We start from the raw sequence: 24,659 nt of genomic DNA on the forward strand, positions 1-24,659 counted from the left end.
CGACGGTTTCCGCCCGGACAAAACCCGGAGGTGAACCAGGAAGCGCCATTCGCGGCACAGTCGGGCTCGGTAGAATTCAATTCGCTTATTTCCGAGGGAATTACGGTGATCGCTCATGACCGATCCCGAAGGGTCGGCGGCGGACGGCGGGCCGCGCGGGCCGGGAGAGCCGCGGCAACCGCCGCCGCCCACGGAGTACGAGCCGACGGTGGCGGCACCGGGCGGCGTACCCGCCACCGAGACGGAAACCGGGACCACGACCGGCGGCGGCCGGGGCGACACGTCCCGGCTCCCGCCACCGCTGCGGGCCCGGTTCCGGCTCCGTGAACTGCTGCGCCGCCCCGAACGCCCCGACCAGGCCGCCGTCTACCGGGTGCGGGACGACGCGGGGAGCCACGTCGTCAAGTGGTACGACCGCGGCCGGGCCCCCCACCCCCGGGTCCGTGAGCTCCTGCGCACCCGGCAGCTCCCGCACGTCGTCCGGTTGACCGAGACGGGCCGGATCGACGGGCACCCCTACGAGATCGCGCCGTCCTACGGGGACACCGACCTCGCCCGGTACCGGCTCGACCACCCGGGACCCGCCGACCCGGTGGTGGTGAGGGCCGTCGTCACGCAGCTGCACGCCGCGCTGACGGCCGTGCACCGGCTGGGCATCGTGCACCGCGACGTCAGCCCGGCCAACATCGTGCTCGGCTCCCTCGACCCGGCGGACCCGGAGCTGACCCTCGTCGACTTCTCCGTCGCCGCGTACGCCCCCGAGGAACGGCTCGCCGACCGGGACGCCTGGGTGGGCACCCCGCTCTACCTCTCCCCGCAGGCCGTGGCGCGCCGGCAGATGATCCACCCGCAGGCCGACTGGTGGGCCCTCGGGATGATCACCGCCGAGCTGGCCGGCGGCCGACACCCCATCCGGCACAGCCACTCGGGCTACGTGGACCTCGAACTGTCCTCGGGGCCGCCCGACCTGTCCCTGGTCGAGGACCCCCGGCTGCGCGCGCTCTGCCGGGGGCTGCTCACCCGCGACCCGGACCTGCGGTGGGGCTCGGCACAGGTCGCGGAGTGGCTGGCGGGCGGCGCGCCGCCGGTCGCCCCGGCCGACTGGCCGTCGCCCGCTCCCCCCGAGGGCGCGGACGTCACGCCGTTCCCCTTCATGGGGCAGGAGTTCACCGACCCGGTGCGGCTCGGCATGGCCTTCGACGGCTACTGGGCGCAGCTGGAGCGCGCCCTGGCCCACGGCCGTGGCCGCGGCGCGTTCGCCGACTGGTTACGGCAGTTCGCGGCCGCCCCCCGCTACGACGAGGCCGCCAGGGAGGAACTCGCCGCGCTGGTCGGGCTGCTCGGGCGCCGCCCGGGGCCGGCCGTCCTGGTGCGGCTGCTCTCCTGGCTCGCCCCGCCGCTCGAACCGTCCTACCGCGGCGAGCCGGTCGACCCGGCCCACGGGCTGGCCGACCTGGCGGCCAGGGCCGTGCACGACGAGCGGGCGTTCGCCGTCGTCGAGGAGCTGGCCCGGCACGAGATCCTGCCGCTGCTCGCCACCCGGCCCGGCGGCGAGGGGCTGGCCGCGATCCACCGCGACTGGGGGGCGGCGCGGCAGCGCTGGCGGCCGACCGTCGACGCGCTGTGCGCCGAGTTCCCCGCGCTGCGGCGACGGCTCCGCGACCACCCGGCGCTCACCGCCGTCGAAGGCCCCCTCCTGCCCCAACTGCTGCACATCGCCGCCGCCCCCGAACGGTGCCGCGCGCTGCTGGCCGAACAGGCCTCCCGGCGGCTGCGGTCGCTGCCCGAACCCGTCGACTGGTACGGCTGGTTGACGAGCGACCGGCGCGATCCGCTGCGGCTGCTGCTCGCCGAACGGCTCGCCGGCCTCGCGGACGAGGACGCCCAACGGCTCCGCGTCCACCGGAACCTGGAGCGGGAGGCGCGCCGGCTCGACGCGGCCGCGGCCTGGCTCACCGTTCAGGAACTGCCCGCCACGCTGGCCTGGGCGGTCGGCGGCGCCCTCGCCGTGACCGTGCCCTGGATCTTCCTGGTCGGCCTCGCCGACGTCGTGAGCCTGGCCCCCCAGACCACGGTGGCCACCGCCTGGAGCTACGCGGTGCCGGCCGCCGCGGCGACGCTCGCCCTGGAGCTCTGGGCCGCCCACCGCATCGGCTACCTCTTCTACCACCCGGAACGCTCGCTGGCCGGGCTGGTGATCCACCAGGCAGGGCGGGCCGCCAGGCCCGTGCTCAGGCACCGGGTGCTCGGCACCGTGGCCGTCGCGGCCGTGGTCGGCCTGCTCCTGGCCACCCTGCTCCTCGCCGCCTGGCTCTGGCCGTTGGGGACCGTGCTCGCGGTGGCCTGGTGGACCTGGCGGCGCCACCGGACGTCGCCCGCCCGACGGCCGGGCGCGCCCCTCGGCCGACCGCTCGGCCCACCGCTCGGCGACCGCCGGGACAGCCCGACTGGAGAGACCCCATGAGCAGCGGATACGCGGTTCCCGAGGTGACGTTCGTCGCGCCCGACGTCTCGTTTCCCAGCTACAGCCTGCCCTCACTCGACCTGCCCTCACTCGACCTGCCGTCCGTCGACCTGCCGTCCGCGGACGTGGTCACCGACCAGCTGCTCGACGTGCTCGGCACGGCGGTGCTCGGCCTCGGGGCGCTCAGCGGCGCGCTGCTCGCCGGCCGGGCCGCCCTGGCCGGCACCCGGCTGCTGGCCAACGCGGCCGTCAGGGCCGCCGACGCCCAGTGCCTGCGGGGCGAGGAGCTGCGCCGGGCCAGGCGGTCGCGGGAACTCTGGCGGGACGCCGCCTTCGCGGTGTGCCGGGCCAACGCCAGGATCGACGCGCTGCGTGCCCGGATCGACCGCGAAGGGCCGGCCGGCGGCCCGGGGCCCGCGGGCGGCCCCGGCCCGGCGCCGCTGCCCGAACCGCCGCCCGCCCTCGACCCGGTGGGGCTCGGCCTGGCGCAGGTGCACCGGTGGCTCGCCGACACCGACCGGGCCGTCCGGCTGCTGGAGGCCGAGCTCGCCAGGCGCGCCATGGCCGCCGCGGCCGCCGTCCTGGGGGACCGGGACGAGGCGGCCGCCCGCCGGGCGGACCGCCTCAGGGCCCGCCGCGAGCGCGTGCTGGCCGGCTACGCCGAGGCCGACACCGAGACGGCGGCCGCCGCCGCGCTGCCCGCCTACACCACGCCGTTGCCGGACGCCGGCGCGTTCGGCGAGGAGCCGGCCACCGAGCTCGGCGCCGAGCTGCTCGCCGGTCTCGACCCGGCCGTCCCGGTGGCCGAGTGCGTCGCCGTCCAGCAGGCGGTCGCGCACGCCGTGGAGCTGGCCGGATCGCGACCGGCCGCCGCGGCGCGCCATCTGTCCGAGGCCCGCGAGCTGGCCTTCACCGCCAACTGGCGGGCGGCCGACCGGCGGGAGACCACGGAGTGGGCGGCCCAGCAACTGCGCTTCCTCCGGCAGCCGTTGCCCGAGGGCGTCGACCCGTGGCCCGAGGCGGGCCCGGAACTCGCCGCGCTGGAAAGGGTGCTGGCGACGGGCGAACCCCCCGACCCCAGGCGGCGGGCGGAGATCAGCGCCCGGGTCGCCGCCCGCCACGAGGCGCTCCAACGCCTCTACGTCGCCGAGCTGTTGCGCCGGGAACTGGCGACCGCGGCCGCCGGCGACGCGCTCACGGTCCGCCAGGCCGCGCCGGGCGTCGAGCACATCGAGTGGGTGCCGCCAGGCTGGGGAACCGAGCACTGGCTGCGCCTCGCCCTGGACCGGCAGGGCACGCTGCGGGTCCAGACCGTCCACCGGGCCAGGGCCGCGCACGAGGACACCAGGGCGGCCAGGGAGCTGGACCGGCGCCGTTGCCACGAGGCCGGTCGTCACCTCGCCCGCCTCGTGGAGACCGCCGCCGAGGCCGGGCTCTCGCTCGACCTCGTCTTCGACGAGAGCCTGATCGCCGCCGACACCCGTCGGAGCCACGCCCCCGCCACCGACCGGCGCCCGGACGACCAGGAGCCCCAGGCCCGCCGGCACCACCCGGGGGAGCGACGCCCGTGACCTCGCACCCGCCGGGCACCGAGGGGCCGGCCGGCCTCACCATCCCGCCCTTCGCCCAGGAACTGGCCGGCACCCTGAGCGTGCACGCGCAGTACGTCCTGCACGGCAACATCCGCGACGACTACCTCGTCAGCCGGCACGGCCAGGACCGCTACTTCAGCCTGGCCGGCCTCGTCTGGCACACCCTGCGGCTCCGCGGCTTCGACGCCCTGGTGCGCTACGACGTGGTGGACGGCTTCACCGTGCACCCCGCCGACGCCCTGCCCCACGTCGAACGGCTGCTCGGCCGGGGCACGGTCGGCCGCCGCTTCCGCGGTCGGCTGCTCCGGGCCGACCCGCCCGCGCTGCTCGACCTCGAACCGCTGCTGCGGGCCGTCGCCACCGGGCTCGAACCCGCGCAACGGCCCCGACCCGGCGCGGACCGGGCCGAGTTCGGCGCGGGGCCGCTCGAACAGGAGCACCCGCAGCGGCTGGCCCTGCTGATCGACTACGCGGCGCGCATCCCCACCGAGGTGAACCGGCTCAGCGAGCGGGAGCGCGACTTCTTCCTCGGCTGCCTGAAGCTGGCCAACGACGTGGAGCCGATCCTCCACCACCGCACCGGACGCACCCTGTTCAACCCGATCGTCTGGCTGGCGGACGGCGAACGCGACCTGCCCACCTGGCTGGTCTCCGGCAGCGACCGGATCCGCACCATCGGCGTTCCGCTGCCGGACATGGAGGACCGCCGGCGGATGGCCCGCCTCCAGGCCGCCGAGTACGCCCCGCCCCCGGCCCCGTCCTCGACGCCGCCGCCGTCGGTGTTGGGGTCGACAGCGGGGTCGGTGTCGGGGTCGGCGGCGGGACCGCCGGGAGGCGTCCTCTCGCTGCTGAAGGACGGCGAGCGGCCGCCCGCCGCCGAGCTGGACGACCGGGAGACGCGGGAGTTCGCCAGGGCCGCCGGCGGGCTCACGCTGCGCGCCATGCGGGATGCCGTCCGGCTGGCCGCCGACCGGCGGCTGCCGTTCGGCCGGATGCCGGACGCCGTCCGCATCTACCGGCTCGGCGTCGAGGACAACCCGTGGCGCCGGGGGCACATCAGGAACCAGATCCGGGAGGGCGAGGCGTTCATCCGCGCCCGGGTCAAGGGCCAGGCACCGGCGATCGGCAAGACCATGGACATCCTCAAGCGCGCCGCCCTCGGCCTCTCCGGGGCCCAGGCGGCGCACCCCGGCCACCGGCCGCGCGGCGTGCTGTTCTTCGCCGGGCCCACCGGGACCGGCAAGACCGAGCTGGCCAAGTCGGTGGCCACCGTGCTCTTCGGGCGGGAGGACGCGTATCTCCGCTTCGACATGAGCGAGTTCTCCGCGCCGCACTCCGCCGACCGGCTGGTGGGCGCGCCGCCCGGCTACGTCGGCTACGAGGCGGGCGGCGAGCTGACCAGCGCGGTGCGCACCGACCCCTTCCGGGTGGTGTTGTTCGACGAGATCGAGAAGGCGGACAAGGGCGTCCTCGACAAGTTCCTCCAGGTGCTGGAGGACGGCCGGCTCACCGACGGCCAGGGCATCACCACGTACTTCAGCGAGTGCGTGCTGATCTTCACCTCCAACCTCGGGGTGATGACGGAGGACCCGGCGACCGGGCTGAAGCGGCGGGTGGTCGAGCCAGGCACCGACTACCAGGAACTCGCGGCCACCGTGCGCGACCAGGTGGAGCGGCACTTCGTCGAGGTGGTGGGCAGGCCGGAGCTGATGAACCGGCTGGGCGGGAACATCGTGGTCTTCGACTTCATCGGCGCCGAGGTGGCGCGGTCCATCTTCGACCTGCAGGTGGACAACATCCGCTCGCTGATGCGGCAGGACCAGCGGTTGCACCTGCGGCTGACCGAGGAGGCCACCGAGCGGCTGGCGGAGCGCTGCACCGCCGACCTGGACAACGGCGGCCGTGGCATCGGCAACGCCCTGGAGACGGCGCTGATCAACCCGCTGGCGCGGGCCCTCTTCGAGGAGGGGCCGCTGCCCGAGGAGAGCGTGGTCACCGTCGAGGCGGTCGCCGAGGACCCGGACGGCACCGTGCGCCTCGACCTCGGCATCAGCCGGCCCGCCGAGTGGGGCACCGGATCGTGAGCGACCTCGACGACCTCGGTGGCACCGACGACTGGAACGACTGGAACGACTGGAACGACTGGGACGACCCGGACGGCCGCGACCAGAACCGCGACCAGAACAGGGACCAGAACCAGAACCGGGACCGGGACGACGGGGCCGCACCGGAACCGGTACCGCCGACGGCGACCGAGCCGCCGCCCGAGCCGACCGCGCGGACCACGGACGCCGCCGAGGCCCGGGCCCGCTGCTGGAACTGCGGCGAGCCGGTTCCGGACGCCACCCCGGACTGCCCTTCCTGCCTGAGCCCCCGCACCCACCTCGTGCTGCTACTCGACACCCCCTGCCTGCGGCTGACGGCCGGCCCCGGCCGGCCGCTGCGGCTCGGCCGCGACCCGGAGTGGGCGCCGGCGACCGCCGCCGCGCTCGGCGACTCGGCGGGCGTCTCCCGCCGGCACGCCACCATCACGGTGGCGCGGGACGGCACCGCCTGGGTGGCCGAGGAGTCGGCCGGCAGCCTCAACGGCACCTGGGTGAACGGCCGCCGCGTCGAGCCGTCGGGCCGCCAACCACTGCGCGGCGGCGACGAGTTGGCGCTCGGCCAACGGGTCCGCGGCACCGTGCGGATCGACCACCCGCTGCCGTAGGGCCGCCGAACGCGCCCCGCGCTCAGCCCGGTTCGGGCGGCGCGATCGCGGCCCGCAGGCCGGCCAGCAGCCGGTTGGCCTCCCGTCTCCCCGCCTCGGTGCCCAGGTCGAAGGAGTGCTCCGGGTCGGCCTTCAGCGCCGCCTCGTCGCGGCGGTCGCCGAACAACACGTAGGCCAGGCGCGGCCGGTGGCGGCGGGACTGCCAGACCATCCCCTGCGCCCAGTCGGCGTCCCGGCGCAACGCCTGCGCCCAGTGCCGGGTCTGCGCGTAGCCGGCGCCCTCCGTCTCCAGCAGCCAGGAGTCCTGGAAGACCGCGGCCAGATCCTCCTCGGTGATCAGCGTGATGAGCTCGATCGGCACCGAGGTCGTCAGCCGGGACAGCGAGTAACGGGACGCCTGGGCCCGGGGGATCAGCCGGGCGTTGGCGAGCGGGTCGAACTCCAGGGAGCGCAGGAAGACCTCGGCCAGCGCGGTGGCCGGCTCCTCGGCGACATAGAGGTAGGGGAACGGGTCGTCGGCCGTTCCGTCGAACCGGCTGCCCCCGAAGTGCGGGTGCGCCGCCACCGGGTTGAAGCCGGTGGCCGGGTGCACGGTGAGATGACAGCGCCACAGGGAGGTGTCGGCGTCCAGGGCCAGCCGTCGCGGGGTCAGCGCCGAAGGCGGTGGGAAGGCAGGCATCAGTCCCCCTCCACCAGCGCCAGGGCCGCGGCCGTGAGCAGTTCGTCGGGCACCCGCCCGATGAGGCTGGCCGGCGGGTCCGCCAGCCACCGGTTGCCGCCCAGCCACCAGTCGGCCGCCCCCCACGGGTCCTCGTCGGCCAGCAGCAGCCGGTTGATCCTGGTGACCACGGAGAACGGGCCACCCTCGTCGGGGTCGAACTGGAAGTCGGGGTAACGGGGGCCGCGCTCGGGGTCGTTCAGCCGGATCAGCCCCGCCGCCAGCGGGTCGTCGGCGACCCGGGGGTCGAGCTCGCCGGCGGACCGCGAGGGCACGGCGAGCAGCCGCCGCCGCGCCGCCGCCAGGATCTCCCGGGCGGCCGGGTCCTCGCCGTGCCCGACCAGGGCCGCCAGCCGGGGCGACAGCGCCCGAGCCCGCTCCGGGGCGAGCACGGACGCCGGCCCGCTCAGCTTCAGCGAGTCGACCGCGGGTTCCCGCACCGGGTTCCCGTAGGGCAGCGGTATCAGCGCCCGCCGGACCAGGAGCAGCGCGCGGCGCCCGGCGGGCCCGTCCGTTCCGGCCTCGAACAACGCCCGCATCGCGGCCAGGAACGTGTCGAACTGTTCGGCCGTCAGGTCCGCGCGGATCAGGTCCACGTGGCGGTCGACGAGATCCAGCAGGTCGTCGGCGTTCATCGGTGCGCCCTCCTCATGCCTTGCTCACGCCTCTTCCGTCGTCGGGCCGAACGGCCGGGGGTTGCCCTGGTGGATGAAGGCGGCCCAGGCCGCCAGCCGGCCGAGGGACGGTCGTCGGGCCTCGCGCCGCAGTTCCGGGCTCAGCCCAGGCGGGGCCTGTCGCGCCGGGTCGAGCATCCACAGCTGGGCGGCGCGGAGCGCGTCGGCCGGCGCCAGCGCGCCGGCCGTCAGCCGGTGGTGGAAGACCGCCATCAGCAGCGCCGAGGCCCCGTCCCTGGTCGCCCACCGGGTGCCGACGGCGTCCGCCGCGCCGCGGGTCACGAACGCGGTGGTCAGGGTGAGCGCCTCGTCGTGGTCCCGCTGGCTCAGGTCGGTCTCGCAGGCGCTGAGCACCACCAGCGGCCCGGGTTCCTCGGGGCCGGCGCCGCCGGGCCGGTCCAGGATGCGGGTGACGGTGAGCGTGCCGGGACCGTCCGGCGGCGCCGCCAGGCTGAGCGCCGAGACGGTCGGCCGGGGGCCCGCCGAGCCGTGCGAGGTGATGTGCACCAGCGAGGCCGCCCGGTCCCGCGGCCCGCCGGGCAGCACGTCGAGCAGTTCGTCCGGGGTTCCCGGACCCCGCACCCGCACCGTCTCGTCCAGGAACTCCCCGTAGAGCAGCGCCTCTTCGTAGCAGGTGTCGCGCAGCGTGGTGACCTCCTCGGACGCCCACAGCAGGTCGAGCCGCGGGTCGGCGACCAGCACCGGGCGCTCGCCGGGCGGCAGCCGCCTGCGGCGGGCCGCGTCGAGGAACTGGGCGCCGGAGGCCGCGTAGGAGAAGACGGCCCGTCCGAGCGCGAAGCCGGACGGGAGTCGGGCCGCGTGCCAGGGGACCACGCCGAGGTTGCCGCAGGGGACGAGGACGACGCGCGGCGGCGCGTCCCGGCGCCCGAGCCGGTCGAGCAGCGGTCCGACGACGGCGCGCCCGGCCCAGGAGCACAGCTCGTCGAGCGCGGCCTCCCACCGTTCCTCGGCGTCGGGTCCCGTCCGGGCCGACCGGCGTTCACCGGCGCGCAGATAGTCCTCCAGCGGGCCGCGGGCGATCCGGCTCAGCCCGGGCAGCCGCAGCACCCGGTCGCCGCCCGCCCGGTCGAGCACCAGCGCGGTACCGTCCGCGTCCCCCTCCCCGGGGACCAGGTAGACGAGCGCGTCGGCCCCGCAGTCGGCGAGGCCGGCCAGCAGCTCGGGCACCGCGGGCGTCGCGAGCAGCGGCCGCCCCTCGTCCCCGCCGCGGCGCAGCGCTTCCAGGGCCCGCCGGCGCAGGGTGCCGGGGATGACCGCGTGGGCCTCACGGTCGGCGAGCAGCGATCGGATCGCCAGGTCCGGTTCCTCGGACGACGCCTCCCGCCACTGCTCGGCCAGTTCGCGGTGGCCGAGGGCCGCCAGCTGCTCGGGAACCCCCGACGAGGTGGCCGCGGCCCGCAGCACCAGCGCGCGGCCGGCCTCCAGTGCCGCCACGGCCGCCTCGACATCCCCCTCGTCCACCGCCCAGGCGGCGACGCGCAACGCCCGGTCGGCGGCGGCCCTGGCCACCTGGAGCCCGTGCTCGGCCCCGAGCTGCATCAGCACGTCCTCGCCGACGACACGCAGCGACTCCAGGCCGGTGGCGATCGCGTGCCGCCCGTCGTCGAGCGCCGGATCGTGGCGGGTGCCGTACGCCTCCGCGAGTCGCCACAGCACCTCGCCGGTGCTCCACAGGTCGCCGCCCTCGGCGAGCGCCGCCCGGCCCCGCTCCAACTCGTCGATCGCGTCGTCGAGATGAAGCCGGTCTCCGGTCAGCTGGTAGGCCGACGACAGGGCGAAAGCGAGGCAGGCACTGGTGACGGCCCGCTGGTTCGCGGCCAACGACGTGCCGTCGAGCCGTGGTCGGATGCGTTCGACGACCCCGACGAGCCGTTCCGGATCCCGCTCCAGCCGCGCCGCGAGCGCCAACATGGGGAGGTGCAGCATCGTCAGCAACGGGCGCAGGGCGGGTGGCACCGTGTCGTCGCCCTCCACCAGCCTCTCGAAGTGGGAGATGCCTCGCCGCAGGTCCGCGACCCGGCCGAGGTTCCTGGACCTCACCACATGGGCCAGCGCGAGCAGGTAGCCGAGATGCGCGGACAACTCGCCGGGGATTCCCGACCGCAGGGACAGGCCCTCCAACTCGCGGATCACCCCGTCGAGTTCCTCCGACTCCTCGGGGTCGTCCTTCAGCCGGTCGAGCAGCAGGCCGAGATACGAGAGCCTGGTGGACAGGAGGAGGCTCCCCGTGGGGGTGGAGAACGCCGCCGTCTCGTTCAGCGGCTCGGGAACGAGCTCGGCGAGCATCCGCAGCGCCGCCTCCATGTTCTGGAGGTTGCCGCCCCTGATGGCCCTGGTGACCGTGGGGGACAGGCTGAGCGCCGTCGTGGCCAGCTTCAGGAGTTGGTGGCCTGGCGGCAGGGCCCTGGCCGCCCCGCGCAGGTGTTCCACGCTGTCGACGGCGAGGTCGGCCTGCCCCGTCCGCAGTGCCAGGAGCAGCTTGCCGAGGCCGCCGAGCAGCAGGTCCGCCGAGGCGTCGTCGCTCTCGGTGGGGAACCCTGGTGCGGTGGTGAGCAGTTCGGCGAGGCTGCCGAGCTGGTCGGGACCGACGGTTCCCGGGGCCTGGAGCTCGGTCCCCAGCAACATGGCCGCGGTCTCCCTGCGTACCTTCTCCTCGGGCACCGGCCCGGAGCTCTTCGGCGGCTTCGGCGGCACGGGCACCTCGGGGAGCAGGGCGCCCACGGTGTGCGTCAGCGCCCGCAACTGCTCGGCGTAGGGCATCGGCTCCGACCGCCCCGCCATGAACTGCTGGAAGAAGCCCAGCATCCCCCCGTAGTCCCCGCCGGTCGCCATCCCGTGGAACATGGTCAGCACGGACTCCAGCCCGGCCAGTTCACGATCCAACGGGTCGGGCGGCCGCGTCGCCCGCAGCTCGACCAGCACCTCCTTCGCCTCGGCCATCTCGGCCATGACGCGGGGGTCGTGCAGGGGGTTGCGGACCGACCACTCGACGATCCGGTCGAAGCCGGGCAGCTGGCCGTTCTTCCCCCACTGGGGCATCGGGCTCAGCAGCAGCGCCAGCAGGAGTCCGGCCCGTAGCCGGTCCGTGGAACCGAGTCCGGCTGCCGCGCCCGTCGGGCGGACGGCGCGCAGCAGCCGGATCCCCTCCTCCCGGTCCCCGGCCGAGTCCGCCCCCCGCAGGTAGCGCACGGCATGCAGGCAGCCGAGGCGGCACCGGAGCGTCGCCGCTTCCGGATCGCCCGGCGCCAGCCGCGCTTCGGCCTCCGCCAGTTCCCGGATGGTCCGGTCCAGGACCCGGGGGTCGGCACCGGACGCCGGCGACGTCCGCGACATCGCTTCCGTCGCGGACAATGTCGACATCGCCGCGAGGGAGGGCAACAACCCGTCAGCCCGGCGCAGCGCTCCCTCGACCCCCGTCATGGCCCCTCCTCCTTCGGGCAGTGCTCTCCCGTTCATCTTGGGAGTTGTCGGCCACGGAGGAACCCGAGACGGCGAGTTCGGACGGAAAATGACCTGTCTATGCCCAGCCGGACGCTAGGAGCCGGGCGCCGAACGCGGTTTGAATGGACGGTGGAGTTCGCTGCGAGGACCGCCGCACAGGGGAGGGGACGTGGACGGGACGGTGGAATCCCTGCTGGTCACGGGGATAGCGGTGCTGGGCACCCTGATCTCCGCCGTGCTGACCCAGCGGCAGGCCAACCGCTCGCTCACCCAGGAGCTCGACCGGCTCGACCAGTGGCGCACCGCCGACCGCGCGGAGCAGACGAGGCACGACACCGCCCTGGTCCACCGCGTCGTCTACACCGCCCTGAACACCGCGGCCCGGCGCTATCTGGCCGCGCTGACCGACCAACTGCACGCGTTGGGGCTCGGGACCGGTGTCGAGGCCACCACCACCGAGCTCCACGAGGCACGCGCCGCGCACGCCGACTCCTACGCCGAGCTCCAACTCGTCGCCCCGGAAGCCGTGTTGGCGGCGGCCAGGACGGTGAACCACCGGCTCAACCACACCTACGGAATCCTCATGCGCCTCACCAACGGAACCGAGCGCCCGAACGACTCACCCGACGTCGCCCAGGCCGCCATCACCGACCTGTGGAGCGCGGGCCTGCCGGAACTCCGCGAGAGCATGCGGCTGGACCTGGATCTCCCCGACACCCGGAGGCTCCGCGGCCGATGACCAACCCGCAGCATGACGGCCGGGTCGCGGCGCTCCGCGCCTGGGCCGCCGTCGCCGTCCGCCAGGCGCAGCAGCTGCTGCCCCACGCGCGGAAGAACCCGCGGCTGGCCGTGGTGCGGTTCGCCATCGAGCACCTGACCACCGTCGAGCGGCTGTTACCCCCGGACGACCCGGCTCGGGCGGCCGTCGTGCCCTGGCTCGGGCTGCTGATGAAGGCGTGGCTCGGGGGCCGGCCGCAGGCCGAGCCGGCGGAACTGGCGGCCGTCCTCGGCCATCTGCGGTGGACCGACCGTGCCAGGCCGCTCAACGACCGGCTCGCCATGCAGGCCAGGACCGCGCTGGCCGAACTCCTCGTGCCGGCGGAGATCCCGCCGGAGGCTCGCGACGGCTCCGGGCCGCCGGAGTTGGTCGACTCCCTGCGGGCGCGGCTGACGGAGGCCCTGAACGTGTTCGCGCGGATCGTCGCCGGCAACCTGGCGACGCGGGAGGTGGTGCTGCCGGCCATGGAGCGCGTCGCGGCGCAGCTCTCCGCCCTGCCGGGCCCGCCGGAGAACATCCCGCCGGCGCCGCCACTCGGCGAAGTCGAGGCGGCGGAGACCCTGACCCCCGCGATGCCCCGTGACGAACCCTCGGGGGAGGCGCTGGCCGCCGCCGTGCGGCAGGTGGCGGACCTCGCGGGCCGGGACGGGGTGTGGTGCATGCGTCTGCTGGCCTGGCTGTGCGACACGGCGAACCGCACCCGGGTCACCGAGGCGGTCGTCGAGCGGGAGCTCGCCGATCTGGGTCTCGACCAGCCCGTCCTCACGCCGCTCCGCGAACTGCTCGCCGCGCTCGGGTCGGACGGGCGGAACCTCCGGGCGCTCACCGCGCGCGTCGGCGGCGTCGCGCGAGCCGTCAGGGAGACGTTGCTCGCCCTGCCCGCCGAGGCGCCGGAACGGATCCGCCTCGCCAAGCTGCACGCGGCCCTGCTCGTGCGGGGAAACCTCCTGATGCCCGAGTCGCTGGACTTCTCCGAGGTGGACGCGGCGGTGACGCGGCCCGATCCCGACCCCGAGGCACGCGAGACCTGGCCCGGCAAGGTCAGCGCGGAGTGGTACCTCAACATCATGATCGACAATCTGTGGGGGGCGAACGGCGGGATCGATCACCTGGAACGGAGCGTGGCCTGGCTCCGGCAGTCGATCGACACCCTTCCCGCGAAGGGGAGGAGGGCCGCGACCACCCGGCGGTACCTGTCCTCCCTCCTCGCGCAGCGCGTCGCCACCGCCGTCCGGCTCGAAGGCAGCCTCCAGGACGGCGTGGCCGCCCTGGCCCTGGCCGAGGGGCTGTCCGCCGCCGACGAACGCGACAACATCGTGGCCATGTTGAGCCTCATCGCCGGGTACCAGGTGGCCCGCCGCGGCCAGGACCAGGCGGCGATGGCCCGCCTGACGGAGGAACAGATCAAGCGGCTGACCGACTGGTACGCCACCCCCTCACCCGACGCCGGCGTCCGCGTCACCATCACGGGCGGGCTCGGCCATGCCTACAGGGATCGCGCCAGCCGCACCGGAGACCCGGCCGACCGCGCCGCCGCCGCCCGCTACCTGCGGGAGGCGGTGGAGATCGACCCCGCCACCGTCCCCCCGCTGTACGCGCCGTTCTACCCCGTGGTGCGGGCGCAGCTGATGATCGCGCTGGCCGGGGTCGACCCCCGGCGCGAGGTCGTGGACCGCGCCACCGCTGAGGTCCACGGGGTGATCGAGGAATCGCGGATGTTCCGCCGCGAGGAGGGCCGGCTGCGGTTGGAGCTCGGCCGGGCCATGCTCCTCGCGACCACCCACCGCAGCGACCTCAGCCTGCTCGACCCGTGCATCGCGGAGCTCAACCGGGCCCGCGCCCTGGTCGCCGAGGGCCATGGCCCGCCGTTGCACGCCGAGGTGCTGATCGAGCTGTCCAAGGCCCACTGGACGAGCGCGATGACCGGTGGCGGGCACGCGAGCGAGGACCGGAAGGCCAGCCGTGCCCTCCGCCGCGAGGCGCTTGAGGTGATGGCCGTCGACGTGCTTCGGCAACTCGGCGCCGAGCACGCCCTGTCGGTGGCCAGGGCCACGACCGGCGAGGCCCTGTGGCTGGCCCTGCGATGCGCCGAGGACCGCCGCCCGGCCGAGGCGGTGGAGGCGCTGGAACTGGGCCGGGCCCTGGTGCTCCGGACGGCCGCCGCCGCACCCGGCGTACCGCGGCTGCTGGCGGACCGGGGGCACTCCGACCTGGCCGAGCGGTGGCGGACGCAGGCGCCGCGACATCCGCTCGGGCCGGAGGGCGTGGCCGTGGTGGCTGACCCGTCCCCCGGCGCCGAACTGCCGGGCAGCCTGCGGCGCAGGGCGCTCGCCGCGCTTGGCGTGGGAGGTGGCACCGGCGCGCGGGAGTTGCTCGGCACCCCGGACATCGCCGCGCTGAGCGCCGCGCTGGCCGCCTCCGGGGCCGACGCGCTGGTCTACCTGGTCCCCGGCGAGGGCTTCCGCCCCCACATCCCGGGACGCGCCCTGGTGCTGCGCCCCGGGGACGCCGAGCCCACCGTGCTCGCCCTCCCGCTGCTGCTCTCCCCCGGCAGCCACCAACTGGAGCGCTACCTCGCCGCCAGCGCCGACCGCACCCGCCTGGCCAGCGCCGAGGACGCGTCGTCCGCGTCGCGGGAGGCCGCCGAGAAGGAGTGGCAGGCGGCCCTCGGTGACCTGTGCGACTGGGCGTGGGCCGCCGCCGTCGGGCCGGTCCTCGACTCCCTCGAACCCCTCGGCCGGCCGCCGCGGGTCGTGCTGATTCCCTGCGGCCCGCTCGGCGTCGTCCCCTGGCACGCGGCGCGCCTACGCGTCCTGCTCGGGGGAGACCGGTACGCCTGCCAGGACGCGGTGTTCAGCTACGCCCCCTCGGGGGCGCAGTTCGTGAAGGCCGCCGCCCGCGACCGGCTGCCCACCGCCGGGCCCCGGGTGCTGGTCACCGACCCGCGGCTCAGCCTGGCCTGGGCGGAGATCGAGACGGAGGCCCTGCGCGCGGGCTGCTACCCGGACGCTCGCAGGTACGGCGAGTTCGTGGCCGCCGAGGGCGAGCCGGACGCGCCGGGAAGCTGCGCCGACCTGCTGGACGTGCTGCCGGGCGGTGGCCGGCCGGCGGCGGTCCTGCACGTGTCCTGCCACGGCGTGGCGGGACCGAGCCCCACCCGGTCCGCGTTGTCGCTGGCGGACGGCGAGTTGACCGTCGCCCGGATCCTGGACCACGCCGAGGCGGCGGCACCGGGCCCGGACGGCCCGCTGGTCGTGCTCAGCGCCTGCGAGACCGACCTGAGCACGGGCGACCACGACGAGGCGCTGACGCTCTCCACCGCCCTGGTCGCCCGGGGCGCGGCCGACGTGGTCGGCTCCCGCTGGGCCGTCAGGGACGGCGCGACCGCGCTGATGATGGCCGTGTTCCACCACTTCTTGAGTGACCGGGGCTTGAGTGACCGGGGCCTGAGCGACCGGGGCCGCACCGAACCGGGCCTCGCCCCCGCCGACGCGCTGCGCGCCGCCCAACTCTGGATGCTCGACCCGGACCGCCGTCCGCCGCCCGGCCTCGACGACCCGCTGCGCGGCGAGGCCGCCCGCACCGACCTGGACCGGATCCACCTGTGGGCCGCCTTCACCCACCAGGGCAACCCGGCGGCGTCCTCGGCCCGTTGACCCGGTGGGCGGTCGATCGTACGGTCACCAGGACCTCAGCTCCATCCCCCCACCGCCGGGGCCGGTCGACGCGCCCCGGTGAACTGGAGAGGACGGTACCCACCATGCCGACATCGCATCGCCTCGCCTGGGCCGCCGGCGCGCTCGCCGTGTGCGCGGCCGTCGCGGGATCCGCCACCGTCTGGGCCGCGCCGCCGGAGGCGGCCACCCCGTACGGGGAGAACGGGCGGCTCGCGGTCTGCGGCACCACCCTGTGCGGCGAGGGCGGCGAGCCCGTCCAGCTGCGCGGCATGAGCACCCACGGCACCCAGTGGTTCGAGCACTGCGTGACCGGCGAGGCGCTCGACGTCCTCGCCGACGACTGGGGGGCGGACGTGGTGCGCGTGTCGACGTACGTCCAGGAGGACGGGTACGAGACCGACCCGGCGTACTTCACCGACCTGGCGAGCCGCGTCATCGACATGGCGACCGAGCGCGGCCTCTACGTCATCGTGGACTGGCACATGCTCAGCCCCGGCGACCCGAACGCCAACACCGAGCTGGCCGAGCGGTTCTTCACCGACATCACCGCCCGCCACGGCGACCAGGACAACCTGCTCTACGAGATCGCCAACGAGCCGAACGGCGTCGGCTGGGACGCCATCAGGAGCTACGCCGAGGAGATGATCCCGGTCGTGCGCGCCGGGGACCCGGACGCCGTCGTCCTCGTCGGCACCCGGGCCTGGTCCTCGCTCGGCGTCTCGGAGGGATCCGACGAGTCCGAGGTGGTGGCGAACCCGGTGGACGCCGACAACATCATGTACACCTTCCACTTCTACGCCGGCTCGCACGGCGACGCGTATCTCCAGACGCTCTCCAGGGCGGCGGACCGGATCCCGATGTTCGTCACCGAGTTCGGCACCCAGGACTACTCCGGCGACGGCCCGAACGACTTCGCCATGGCCCAGCGGTACCTCGACCTGATGGCGGAGAAGGGCATCAGCTGGACCAACTGGAACTACTCCGACGACTTCCGCTCCGGCGCCGTCTTCGAACCCGGCACCTGCGACGGCGGGCGGTGGTCCGACCCGTCGTCGCTGAAGGAGGCCGGGGTCTGGATCAGCGACCGGATCTCCTGACCCCACGCCCGGCCGGCGGCCGGCGGCCGCCGGCCGGTCCACGGCCGCCGCCCGGGCGGAACAGCTCAGGTTGGCGGGCGGGAACGGCAGTGTTCGAGGCAACCGGAACAGTTGACCTTTCGTTTCCACTCGGTGGCTTTCCCCTCCGGGCCACTGCCGCAGGCGGCATGGCCGTCACGCACCTCGTGCACGGTCAACACGTCGTCCCCGAACGTGCCCGGGAACCAGTCCCGGAGCTCGTCCGCATGAGCGCGTTCGCCCGCCTCGGGAAGGTTCACCCTCTTCTGAGGCCGGTAAGTATCTCCGGTCATACCTCGCCCTTCAACGCCGCCGCGGCTTCGCTCTGCGCGTTGGTTTCGCGCACTCGTTCACGGATTCGCCGTATGGTCGGGCTCTCCTCGCCGTTCGAGGCGCTGAGGGGAGGCAAGGGGGGACGGCCCTCCGCTGGGGCCACGTACATCCCCACGCCGTCTGTCCGCCCGTTTCGCGGGGGCCGGTCGCTCATCGGCTCTGGCTCGGCCATGGTTGGTTGTCCTCCCTTGGTCACCGAGTGCACACCAAGCACAACTCACCGCGCCCACCGGGCGGTAGCGTGGGACATGGACCAAACCATCAGCGCCATAAGAGTTCGGGGAGTTGGGCGCATGGCCAGACGCGCGCCGAACACGGCACTCGCTCGGCTGCTCGTCGAATCGGGGCTGAACGAGACACAGTTGGCGCGCCAGGTGAACCGGCTGGCTCATGAGGCAGGAGTGGCGACCCGGTACGGTCAACCCTCGGTGAGCCAGTGGTTGAGCGGGACCGTCCCGCGCGCCGTGGCGCGCCCGCTCGTCGCCGAAGTGCTGGCGCGCCGGCTCGGCCGGCCGGTGACCCCTGCGGAGTTGGGGTTCGCGAACCCTCGAACCGCGCTGCCGGTTTCGCCAACGTCTTACGGGCGTACCGTGGAAGAGTTGGTCGACCTGGTGAGGAGCGACATGGACCCGTCCCGCCGAGGGGTGATCAGCGCCGGACTGTACTCCGTCGCACAGACGATCCCAGGCTGGCCGGACATCGTGGGCCGAATGGAATCCGTTCAGACCGGATACGCGCACAGAATCGGAATGGCAGACGTTCAAGCCGTCTCGGAAATGACCGAGCGGCTGTCAGAACTGGACGACCGTTTCGGGGGGCAGCACGCGCGTCCCATGGCGGCCGCGTTCATGGCGAACACCGTGGCCCCTTTTCTCCGCGCCGACGGGCCGGAAGAGGTGCGGCGAGCAATGCTCTCCGCCGCTTCCTTCCTCTGCTATCTCACGGGCTGGATGGCTGTCGACGAAGGGCTGAACGGCCTCGCGCAGCGGTATTACGTCAAAGGGCTCGAACTCGCGGGGGCGAGCGGCGATCACCTGACCTACTGCCACATTCTCCGAGGGATGTCGGTGCAGGCGGTGGACCTGGGGCACGGACGATCGGCGGCGCGGCTGGCCGACGCCGCCGCGGCGGCATCCCCGATCGCCACGCCCCGGATGCGTGCCTTTCTCGCGGGTCAGCAGGCGCATTCCCACGCGGTCGAGGGCGACCGCCGCGCCGCACTTCGCAACATCGCCGAGGCCGAGGCCGCACTCGACAGGGCGGACAGCCAGCTGAACACCTTCGGCGGGTACAACGCCTCCACCCTCGCCTACCACGTCGCCCAAGTGCGGTACGGGACAGGGGACGTGCCGGGCAGCGTCCAGTCGCTACGCCTGCATTTCCGCCTCCGCGACTCCACGGACAGCCGCAGGTCCCGGCTGCGGTTCGGCGCGATGATGGCAGAACGCCAGCTTGAGATGGGCCACCTGGAAGCGGCGTGCGCGTCATGGCACCGCGTTCTCGACGAGTATCCGGACGTGCACTCCGGCAGGGTGGACGAGCGGGTCGCCAGGATGGGGCGACTGCTGGGCCCGTTCCGGAGCAATCGCACGGCCCGCGCGCTGGGTGACCGGGCCCGCGAACTCACGGCCTGACCGACGCCCCGCCGTCCACCCTCGCCGCCTACTCCGCGACGCCGTCGATCTGGAGGGTCTGCACCTGCCCGGTGGTGAACGGCACCGCCACCGTGCGGCCGTTCAGCCGCAGGTCGTCGCGGCGGACGTAGAGGTCGCCGCCGCCGCCGGTCCTGGTGGACCAGCGGGGGACGACGCCGCCGGTGCCGCCGGTGACCTGGCCGAACGGGGAGAGGTCGAAGGTCAGGGTCTGGGCCGCGCCCGGGTTGGCGGCGACGACCACCACCCGCCGGGCCGCCGGGTCGTAGGCCGCGACGCTGTAGTCCGTGCCGGTGTCGATGATCCGCATCCCCGGCCTGATGTGCCGGGTGAACTGCGCCAGCACGTAGTACTTGGTCTGGACGGCGCCCGCCGCCAGCGTGGCCGGGTCGTAGGCGATCAGCGCCCAGGACGGGGTGGGGTCCATCACCTGCCAGTAGACCCAGGCGGTCGGGCGCAGCCAGCGGAAGTCGAGGAGCAGGTTGGTGGCCAGCGACAGTCCGGTTCCGTCGCCGTCGCCGGTCTCGGAGTTCCACAGCGCGGTGCCGGTGGCGGCCACGTCACGCTGGAGGAGGTCGCGGCGACCGCCGGAGCCCTGGTAGCCGTGCACGTTGACCCGGTCGACCAGCGAACGGGTCGAGGAGGAGAAGGAGTTCCACGTGGTGCGCGCCAGGTCGTAACTGGTCTCGTCCGAGGCGGCGATGGCCGTGGAGCCGAGGCCGAGCCGGTCCAACTCGGCGCGCAGGTGGCCCAGGACGGTGGACTGGACGCCCGCGTCGACGTGGCAGCCCTCCTGGGTGCCGTCCGCGCGCCACCACGACGAGGACGGCTCGTTGAACGGCTCGACGGAGACGAACGGCACGCCCCAGGAGTCCCGGGCGCGGCGCGCCGTCGTCGCCAGATAGGTGGCGAACTGGCGGTGGTTCCAGGACTGGAGGTTGTTGCCGCCGTCCGCCGCGCCCGACGGGTTGTGGTTCAGACACATCCACCACATCGGCGAGTTGGAGAACAGCTCGGCCCGCGCGCCTCGTTGGACGGCGCGGGCGAGGGCGGCGCGCTGCACGCGGTCGGCGTTCCAGTTCCAGGACGCGGAGGCGGGATCCTCGCTGCGCCAGTCCTGCCAGAACCCCTCGATCTGCTTGAAGCGCGGGATGTTGGGCGAGACGGCCATGGCCTCGCCGTCGACGGTGTTCCAGCCGCAACCGCCCAGGTTGTAGCGGGCGATGTTCAGGCCGAGGCCCGGCAGGGTGCGGCCGGCGTAGGAGACGTTCCCCAGGGTGAAGAAGGCGTCGGCGAAGTCGTCGCGTTCGCCGAAGACGTTGGCCCACCAGGCCAGGGACGTGCCCCAGCCCTCCCAGGTGCCCTGCCCGGCGGCCGGGTCGATCCGTACGGTGGCGTCCGCCCGCGCGGTGCCGGCGGCCAGACCGCTGCCGAGCACGGCCGCGCCCGAGGCGGCCAGAAGTGTTCTGCGTCTCATGGAGGTTCCCCTTCGCACAGGGTCCCTCGCCCCGTAACACGGTGGGGCGCGACGGGCCGGATGTCCAGACCCCGGGCGGCGCGCGGCGGTGGTGCGGGGGGTCTTGACCGGGGCGTGCCGGCTCCCATACTGACGGGCAACGGCTCGTCATGTTCACGTAACCATCGGTCCCTCGCCCCCTCCCGACCGACCGGGCGCGACGTGGCGGACGGAGTCGCGAACGACGATGTGGGTGCCCAGCACGACGTGGCGCGTGGCGTCGGGCGCCTCGTCGTCCAGGGCCAACCGCACGGCCGTGTGGCCGAGTTCCCGGTGCGGCACGTGCACGGTGGTGAGGTCGATGTCCGCGGCCGGCGGCAGGTCGTCGAAGCCGACCATCGAGACGTCCTCCGGCACGCGCAGCCCCCGCTCGCGCAGCGCCACGCGCGCACCCGCCGCGATCTGGTCGTTGACGGCGAGGACGGCGGTGAAGTCCCGCGGCCCCGCGTCCAGTCGCTCGCGCATCATCCGGTGGCCCTCGTGCCGCTCCATCGTGCCGTCGACCTCCAGACCTGGGTCGTGCGGGACGCGGTGCGCGGCCAACGCGGCGCGGTAGCCGGCGAGTCGGCTCTCCTGCGTGGTGTAGCCGGGCCGCCGGCCCAGGAAGAGGACGCGCCGGTGGCCGGCCGAGAGCAGATGGCTGGTGGCGGCGTGGGCGCCGGCCGTGTTGTCGTACTCGACCACCACGGCCGGTATCCCGGGACCCATCGGCGGTCGGCCGCAGAGCACCAGCCGGGAGCCCACCAGGGCGAGCGCGCGGGCGTAGTCCGTCATGCGTGCCCGGTAGGCCTCGTCCGCGACCACGTTCCCCACCAGGATCACGGCCTCGACGTGTTCCTCGCGCATCAGGTGGACCATCTCCAGCTCCCGCTCGGCGTCCCCGCCCGTGGTGCCGACGATGCACAGCCGGCCCGCGCGCGCCGTCTCCTCCTGCACGCCCTGCGCGACATGCGCGTAGTGCGGCGAGGTGACGGAGTTGACCACGACGGCCACGCTCCCGGGCCGGGTGCCCGCCAGGCCGCGGGCGTGCGGGTTGGCCACGTAGTCCAGTTCGCGGACGGCGCGCATGACCTTGCCCCGGGTGGCGGGCGCGTTGGGATACGTGCCGGAGAGGATGCGCGAGACGGTGGCCACGGAGACCCCGGCGCGCGCGGCCACGTCCCGGATGGTCGGGGGGCGGGGCCGTCCGTCCCGGGGCGTACCTCGGCGAGGCATCCGTCCTCCCTGCGGGGCCGGTGTGGAACCGTTTGAACCTTGATCGTGGGGCCGGCGGTCGGGCGCGTCAAGGGGCTGAACTCCGGTGATCCACCTCGTCCCTTCTGTTGACGTGCACGTGCCACTTTGGTTCCATCTCGGATTGTGTAAACGGTTTAACCGGCCCGGTTCCACCCGGGAGCAGCCAAGGAGGTCTGCATGCACGACAGGCAACGGTGGGGACCGCGTCGCGGGAGGGCCGCCATCGCCACGGTGTTCCTCGCGCTCTGCGCGACGCTGCTCACCGGTTCCCCGAGCCCCGCCTCCCCCCACGACCCGGCGGCGGCGGACGCCGCGGGACCGGCCGCGAGCGCGCTGGCGCCACGCCCGATGGAGAACCTCGGCCGCGGGGTGGTGGCCGTCCGCGGCAACGCCACCCAGGTCCTGGTCTCCTGGCGCCTGCTCGGGCTCGACCCGCAGGGGATCGGGTTCAACGTCTACCGCTCCACCGCCGGGGGCGCCGCCGTCCGGCTCAACTCCGCGGTCCTGACCGGCGGCACCAACTACGTCGACGCCGGCGCCGACCTGACGCGGGCCAACAGCTACCACGTGCGACCGGTGGTGAACGGTGTCGAGCAGCCGGCCAGCGACGCCTTCACGCTGACCGCCAACCACGCCCAGGAGCCGGTGGTCCGGGTGCCGTTGCGGGCCGGCGGCCCGGTGAAGTTCGTCTGGGTCGGCGACCTCGACGGCGACGGCGAGTACGACTACGTGGTGGACCGCCAGACCTCCCCCCAGTCGCTGGAGGCGTACACCTCAGACGGCCGGTTCCTCTGGGAGGTCGACCTGGGGCCGAACAGCGTCAACCAGGACAACATCGAGCCCGGATCCGCCACCATCGACGTCGGCCACAACGACGGCGTCACCGTCTACGACTTCAACAGCGACGGCCGCGCCGAGGTCGCCCTGCGGATCGCCGACGGCGTCACCTTCGGCGACGGGACGACCTGGACCCATGCCGACGACAACCGGCAGTTCATGGCGATCCTCGACGGACAGACCGGGGCGCTGCGCAACTGGGCCGCGGTGCCGACCGACTACCTCGCCGACGGCCCGATGGCCGCGCGCCTCGGCGTCGCCTACCTCGACGGCACCACGCCCAGCCTCGTCGCCTACATGAAGAACCGCCAGGACAACGGGAACTTCAACCTCATGATGACCGCCTGGCGGTGGAGCGGCCAGAACCTCTCGATGCAGTGGAAGTGGCTGCGCGGCGGCCAGAACGCGCCCGACGGGCACAACACCCGCGCCCTCGACCTCGACGGCGACGGCGCGGACGAGATCGCCGAGATCGGGTTCGTCCTGGAGGGCGACGGCACGTTGAAGTACTCGATGGCGGACGAGGGCGTGGTGCACGGCGACCGCTTCCACATCGCCGACATGGACCCGAGCCGGCCGGGACTTGAGGGCTACGGGGTGCAGCAGAGCAACCCGAGCGGCCTGCTGGAGTACTACTACGACGCCGCGACCGGCGACATGATCTGGGGGCACTTCGGAACCCCGGGCGATGTGGGGCGCGGCATGGCGGGCGACGTCGACCCGCGGTTCCCCGGCATGGAGGTCTGGTCGTTCTCCGGCCTCTACAACGGCCCCACCAACCGGCTCACCGAGCCGAACACCTCGTTGCGGCCGTGGCCGCAGCTGGGCCTGTGGTGGGACGGCGACGTTTCGATGGAACTGCTCAACGACGGCAAGATCGAGCAGTGGGACCCGGCGAACCCGACACCCACCGGCAGCCTGCCCCGGCTGGTCAGCACGTGGAACTACGGCGCGGTCACCGCGGCCCAGGGCGGGCCGACCCTGGTCGGCGACCTCTTCGGCGACTGGCGGGAGGAGGCCGTGTACACCAACGCGGCCTACGACGAGCTGATCGTCTTCACGACCAACCAGCCGAGCGACACCAGGCTGTACACGCTGGCGCACAACCCGGCCTACCGCAACGCCATGACCTTCAAGGGTTACATGCAGTCCCACCACCCCGACTACTACCTGGGCAGCGGCATGACCAGGCCCCCGCAGCCGAACATCAGGTACGCGGGGTAGGGCCCCACGGCCCCACGGCCCCACGGGTGGGCGGCCGGTACGTCGGTCGCCCGCCCGTCAGCCGCCCCGTCGGCCGGCCGGCGGGGCTACAGGCCGCGCCCCAGGTGGCCGCCGGCGGCGGCCACGAACCGGTCGGTGGCGGCTATCGCCGACTGCCGCAGCGCGGCGAGCGCGTCGCGGTCCGCCGCCGCGCGCACCGCGAACGTCGCCATGGACGCCTCGCGCGCCGACCCCGCGAGGGGCGGCGCGAGCACGGACACCGACACCAGCGGCGCGGTGACGGCGGACCGGGTGGCGTGCGACGCCGTCCGCGCCGCCGCGAGCGCCTCGGCGTCGGCGCCGGCCAGCCGCAGATCCTCCCGGAACCACAGGGCCCGACGGTGGTCCCCGAGCGCCGCCACCAACTCGGCCACGGCCCTCAGCTGGTCGTCACGCCGCTGGTCGGCACGCGCCTCCCGCCGGGCGGCCCGCCCCGCCCGTTCCTGCAACAACCCGGTGACGACGCCGCCCAACAACGTGCCGGCCACGGCGATGACGCTGGCCCACATGCCGCGCTCCCCCTCCTGCCGATCGTTCGCTTCGCCTGAAGCCATGCCCATGATCCCGGCCGGGGCACCGCACGACCGGCGCTTTCCCGGCCGTCCGGACGTAGGGTCACCTCCATCGGGGCC

The 24,659-nt window shown here is 74.3% G+C and carries 15 protein-coding genes; 9 read left to right on the forward strand and 6 right to left on the reverse strand.

Features of this window, described 5'->3' with window-relative positions; genetic code table 11:
- The first annotated feature begins 115 nt into the window (after positions 1 to 115).
- From E1283_RS01150 to E1283_RS01165, 4 genes are read left to right on the forward strand one after another with little or no spacing between them, the layout of a single operon-like run.
- Entirely contained in the window at positions 116 to 2,464 is a 2,349-nt protein-coding gene (locus E1283_RS01150; RefSeq protein ID WP_132815583.1) for a protein kinase domain-containing protein, read from the forward strand.
- Positions 2,461 to 4,035, forward strand: a complete 1,575-nt coding sequence (locus E1283_RS01155; RefSeq protein WP_132815585.1) for a hypothetical protein — start codon at positions 2,461 to 2,463, stop codon at positions 4,033 to 4,035. Before E1283_RS01150 ends, E1283_RS01155 begins: the two co-directional genes overlap by 4 nt.
- Positions 4,032 to 6,140 carry an AAA family ATPase gene (locus tag E1283_RS01160; protein WP_132815587.1) on the forward strand — a complete coding sequence of 703 codons (2,109 nt, stop codon included), beginning with the start codon at positions 4,032 to 4,034 and terminating at the stop codon, positions 6,138 to 6,140. Before E1283_RS01155 ends, E1283_RS01160 begins: the two co-directional genes overlap by 4 nt.
- Complete coding sequence (locus E1283_RS01165) at positions 6,137 to 6,766, forward strand: FHA domain-containing protein (RefSeq protein ID WP_132815589.1); 630 nt, start codon at positions 6,137 to 6,139, stop codon at positions 6,764 to 6,766. The genes E1283_RS01160 and E1283_RS01165 overlap by 4 nt, the downstream gene beginning before the upstream one ends.
- A gap of 22 nt (positions 6,767 to 6,788) precedes the next feature.
- On the opposite strand, the gene E1283_RS01170 is transcribed toward E1283_RS01165, so the two are convergent.
- The 3 genes from E1283_RS01170 to E1283_RS01180 are packed head-to-tail and all read right to left on the reverse strand — an operon-like array spanning position 6,789 to position 11,599.
- The gene (locus E1283_RS01170) at positions 6,789 to 7,445 is read right to left on the reverse strand and encodes an RES family NAD+ phosphorylase (protein ID WP_132815591.1); all 657 of its coding nucleotides are present in this window, start codon (positions 7,443 to 7,445) and stop codon (positions 6,789 to 6,791) included.
- On the reverse strand, positions 7,445 to 8,119 hold the full coding sequence (locus tag E1283_RS01175; RefSeq protein ID WP_132815593.1) for a hypothetical protein: 675 nt from the start codon (positions 8,117 to 8,119) through the stop codon (positions 7,445 to 7,447). The genes E1283_RS01170 and E1283_RS01175 overlap by 1 nt, the downstream gene beginning before the upstream one ends.
- Before the next feature lie 24 nt (positions 8,120 to 8,143).
- Complete coding sequence (locus tag E1283_RS01180) at positions 8,144 to 11,599, reverse strand: CHAT domain-containing protein (RefSeq protein ID WP_132815595.1); 3,456 nt, start codon at positions 11,597 to 11,599, stop codon at positions 8,144 to 8,146.
- 190 nt (positions 11,600 to 11,789) lie between these two features.
- Here E1283_RS01180 and E1283_RS01185 point away from each other — a divergent pair, with 190 nt between their 5' ends.
- From E1283_RS01185 to E1283_RS01200, 4 genes are all read left to right on the forward strand, one after another.
- Positions 11,790 to 12,359, forward strand: coding sequence for a hypothetical protein (locus tag E1283_RS01185; RefSeq protein ID WP_132815597.1), 570 nt, complete (start codon positions 11,790 to 11,792; stop codon positions 12,357 to 12,359).
- Positions 12,356 to 16,054: a CHAT domain-containing protein gene (locus tag E1283_RS01190; protein WP_132815599.1), complete on the forward strand. Its 3,699-nt coding sequence runs from the start codon at positions 12,356 to 12,358 to the stop codon at positions 16,052 to 16,054. Before E1283_RS01185 ends, E1283_RS01190 begins: the two co-directional genes overlap by 4 nt.
- A 104-nt stretch (positions 16,055 to 16,158) precedes the next feature.
- On the forward strand, positions 16,159 to 17,172 hold the full coding sequence (locus tag E1283_RS01195) for a glycoside hydrolase family 5 protein (protein WP_132815601.1): 1,014 nt from the start codon (positions 16,159 to 16,161) through the stop codon (positions 17,170 to 17,172).
- 644 nt (positions 17,173 to 17,816) lie between these two features.
- Complete coding sequence (locus E1283_RS01200; RefSeq protein ID WP_132815603.1) at positions 17,817 to 19,157, forward strand: NsdA family TPR-like regulatory protein; 1,341 nt, start codon at positions 17,817 to 17,819, stop codon at positions 19,155 to 19,157.
- 28 nt (positions 19,158 to 19,185) lie between these two features.
- On the opposite strand, the gene E1283_RS01205 is transcribed toward E1283_RS01200, so the two are convergent.
- Together E1283_RS01205 and E1283_RS01210 are read right to left on the reverse strand one after the other, a co-directional pair.
- On the reverse strand, positions 19,186 to 20,652 hold the full coding sequence (locus tag E1283_RS01205) for a glycoside hydrolase (protein WP_132815605.1): 1,467 nt from the start codon (positions 20,650 to 20,652) through the stop codon (positions 19,186 to 19,188).
- 153 nt (positions 20,653 to 20,805) lie between these two features.
- Positions 20,806 to 21,906, reverse strand: a complete 1,101-nt coding sequence (locus E1283_RS01210) for a LacI family DNA-binding transcriptional regulator (RefSeq protein WP_132815607.1) — start codon at positions 21,904 to 21,906, stop codon at positions 20,806 to 20,808.
- A gap of 198 nt (positions 21,907 to 22,104) precedes the next feature.
- Here E1283_RS01210 and E1283_RS01215 point away from each other — a divergent pair, with 198 nt between their 5' ends.
- On the forward strand, positions 22,105 to 23,988 hold the full coding sequence (locus E1283_RS01215) for a rhamnogalacturonan lyase family protein (protein WP_243744524.1): 1,884 nt from the start codon (positions 22,105 to 22,107) through the stop codon (positions 23,986 to 23,988).
- Positions 23,989 to 24,074: 86 nt separating this feature from the next.
- On the opposite strand, the gene E1283_RS01220 is transcribed toward E1283_RS01215, so the two are convergent.
- A complete protein-coding gene (locus E1283_RS01220; protein ID WP_279571231.1) occupies positions 24,075 to 24,581 on the reverse strand; it encodes a protein kilB in 507 nt (168 codons plus the stop codon).
- Between the last annotated feature and the right edge of the window lie 78 nt (positions 24,582 to 24,659).

The organism is Streptomyces hainanensis, from assembly GCF_004348415.1.
In the GTDB taxonomy this organism is placed as follows: domain Bacteria; phylum Actinomycetota; class Actinomycetes; order Streptomycetales; family Streptomycetaceae; genus Streptomyces; species Streptomyces hainanensis.

Excerpts from the sequence above, each read along its gene's own strand:
- E1283_RS01205 (WP_132815605.1), bottom strand. The coding sequence starts at position 20,652 with ATGAGACGCAGAACACTTCTGGCCGCCTCGGGCGCGGCCGTGCTCGGC.
- E1283_RS01150 (WP_132815583.1), top strand. The coding sequence starts at position 116 with ATGACCGATCCCGAAGGGTCGGCGGCGGACGGCGGGCCGCGCGGGCCG.
- E1283_RS01215 (WP_243744524.1), top strand. The coding sequence starts at position 22,105 with ATGCACGACAGGCAACGGTGGGGACCGCGTCGCGGGAGGGCCGCCATC.
- E1283_RS01210 (WP_132815607.1), bottom strand. The coding sequence starts at position 21,906 with ATGCCTCGCCGAGGTACGCCCCGGGACGGACGGCCCCGCCCCCCGACC.
- E1283_RS01180 (WP_132815595.1), bottom strand. The coding sequence starts at position 11,599 with ATGACGGGGGTCGAGGGAGCGCTGCGCCGGGCTGACGGGTTGTTGCCC.
- E1283_RS01175 (WP_132815593.1), bottom strand. The coding sequence starts at position 8,119 with ATGAACGCCGACGACCTGCTGGATCTCGTCGACCGCCACGTGGACCTG.
- E1283_RS01190 (WP_132815599.1), top strand. The coding sequence starts at position 12,356 with ATGACCAACCCGCAGCATGACGGCCGGGTCGCGGCGCTCCGCGCCTGG.
- E1283_RS01170 (WP_132815591.1), bottom strand. The coding sequence starts at position 7,445 with ATGCCTGCCTTCCCACCGCCTTCGGCGCTGACCCCGCGACGGCTGGCC.
- E1283_RS01220 (WP_279571231.1), bottom strand. The coding sequence starts at position 24,581 with ATGGCTTCAGGCGAAGCGAACGATCGGCAGGAGGGGGAGCGCGGCATG.
- E1283_RS01155 (WP_132815585.1), top strand. The coding sequence starts at position 2,461 with ATGAGCAGCGGATACGCGGTTCCCGAGGTGACGTTCGTCGCGCCCGAC.
- E1283_RS01195 (WP_132815601.1), top strand. The coding sequence starts at position 16,159 with ATGCCGACATCGCATCGCCTCGCCTGGGCCGCCGGCGCGCTCGCCGTG.
- E1283_RS01200 (WP_132815603.1), top strand. The coding sequence starts at position 17,817 with ATGGCCAGACGCGCGCCGAACACGGCACTCGCTCGGCTGCTCGTCGAA.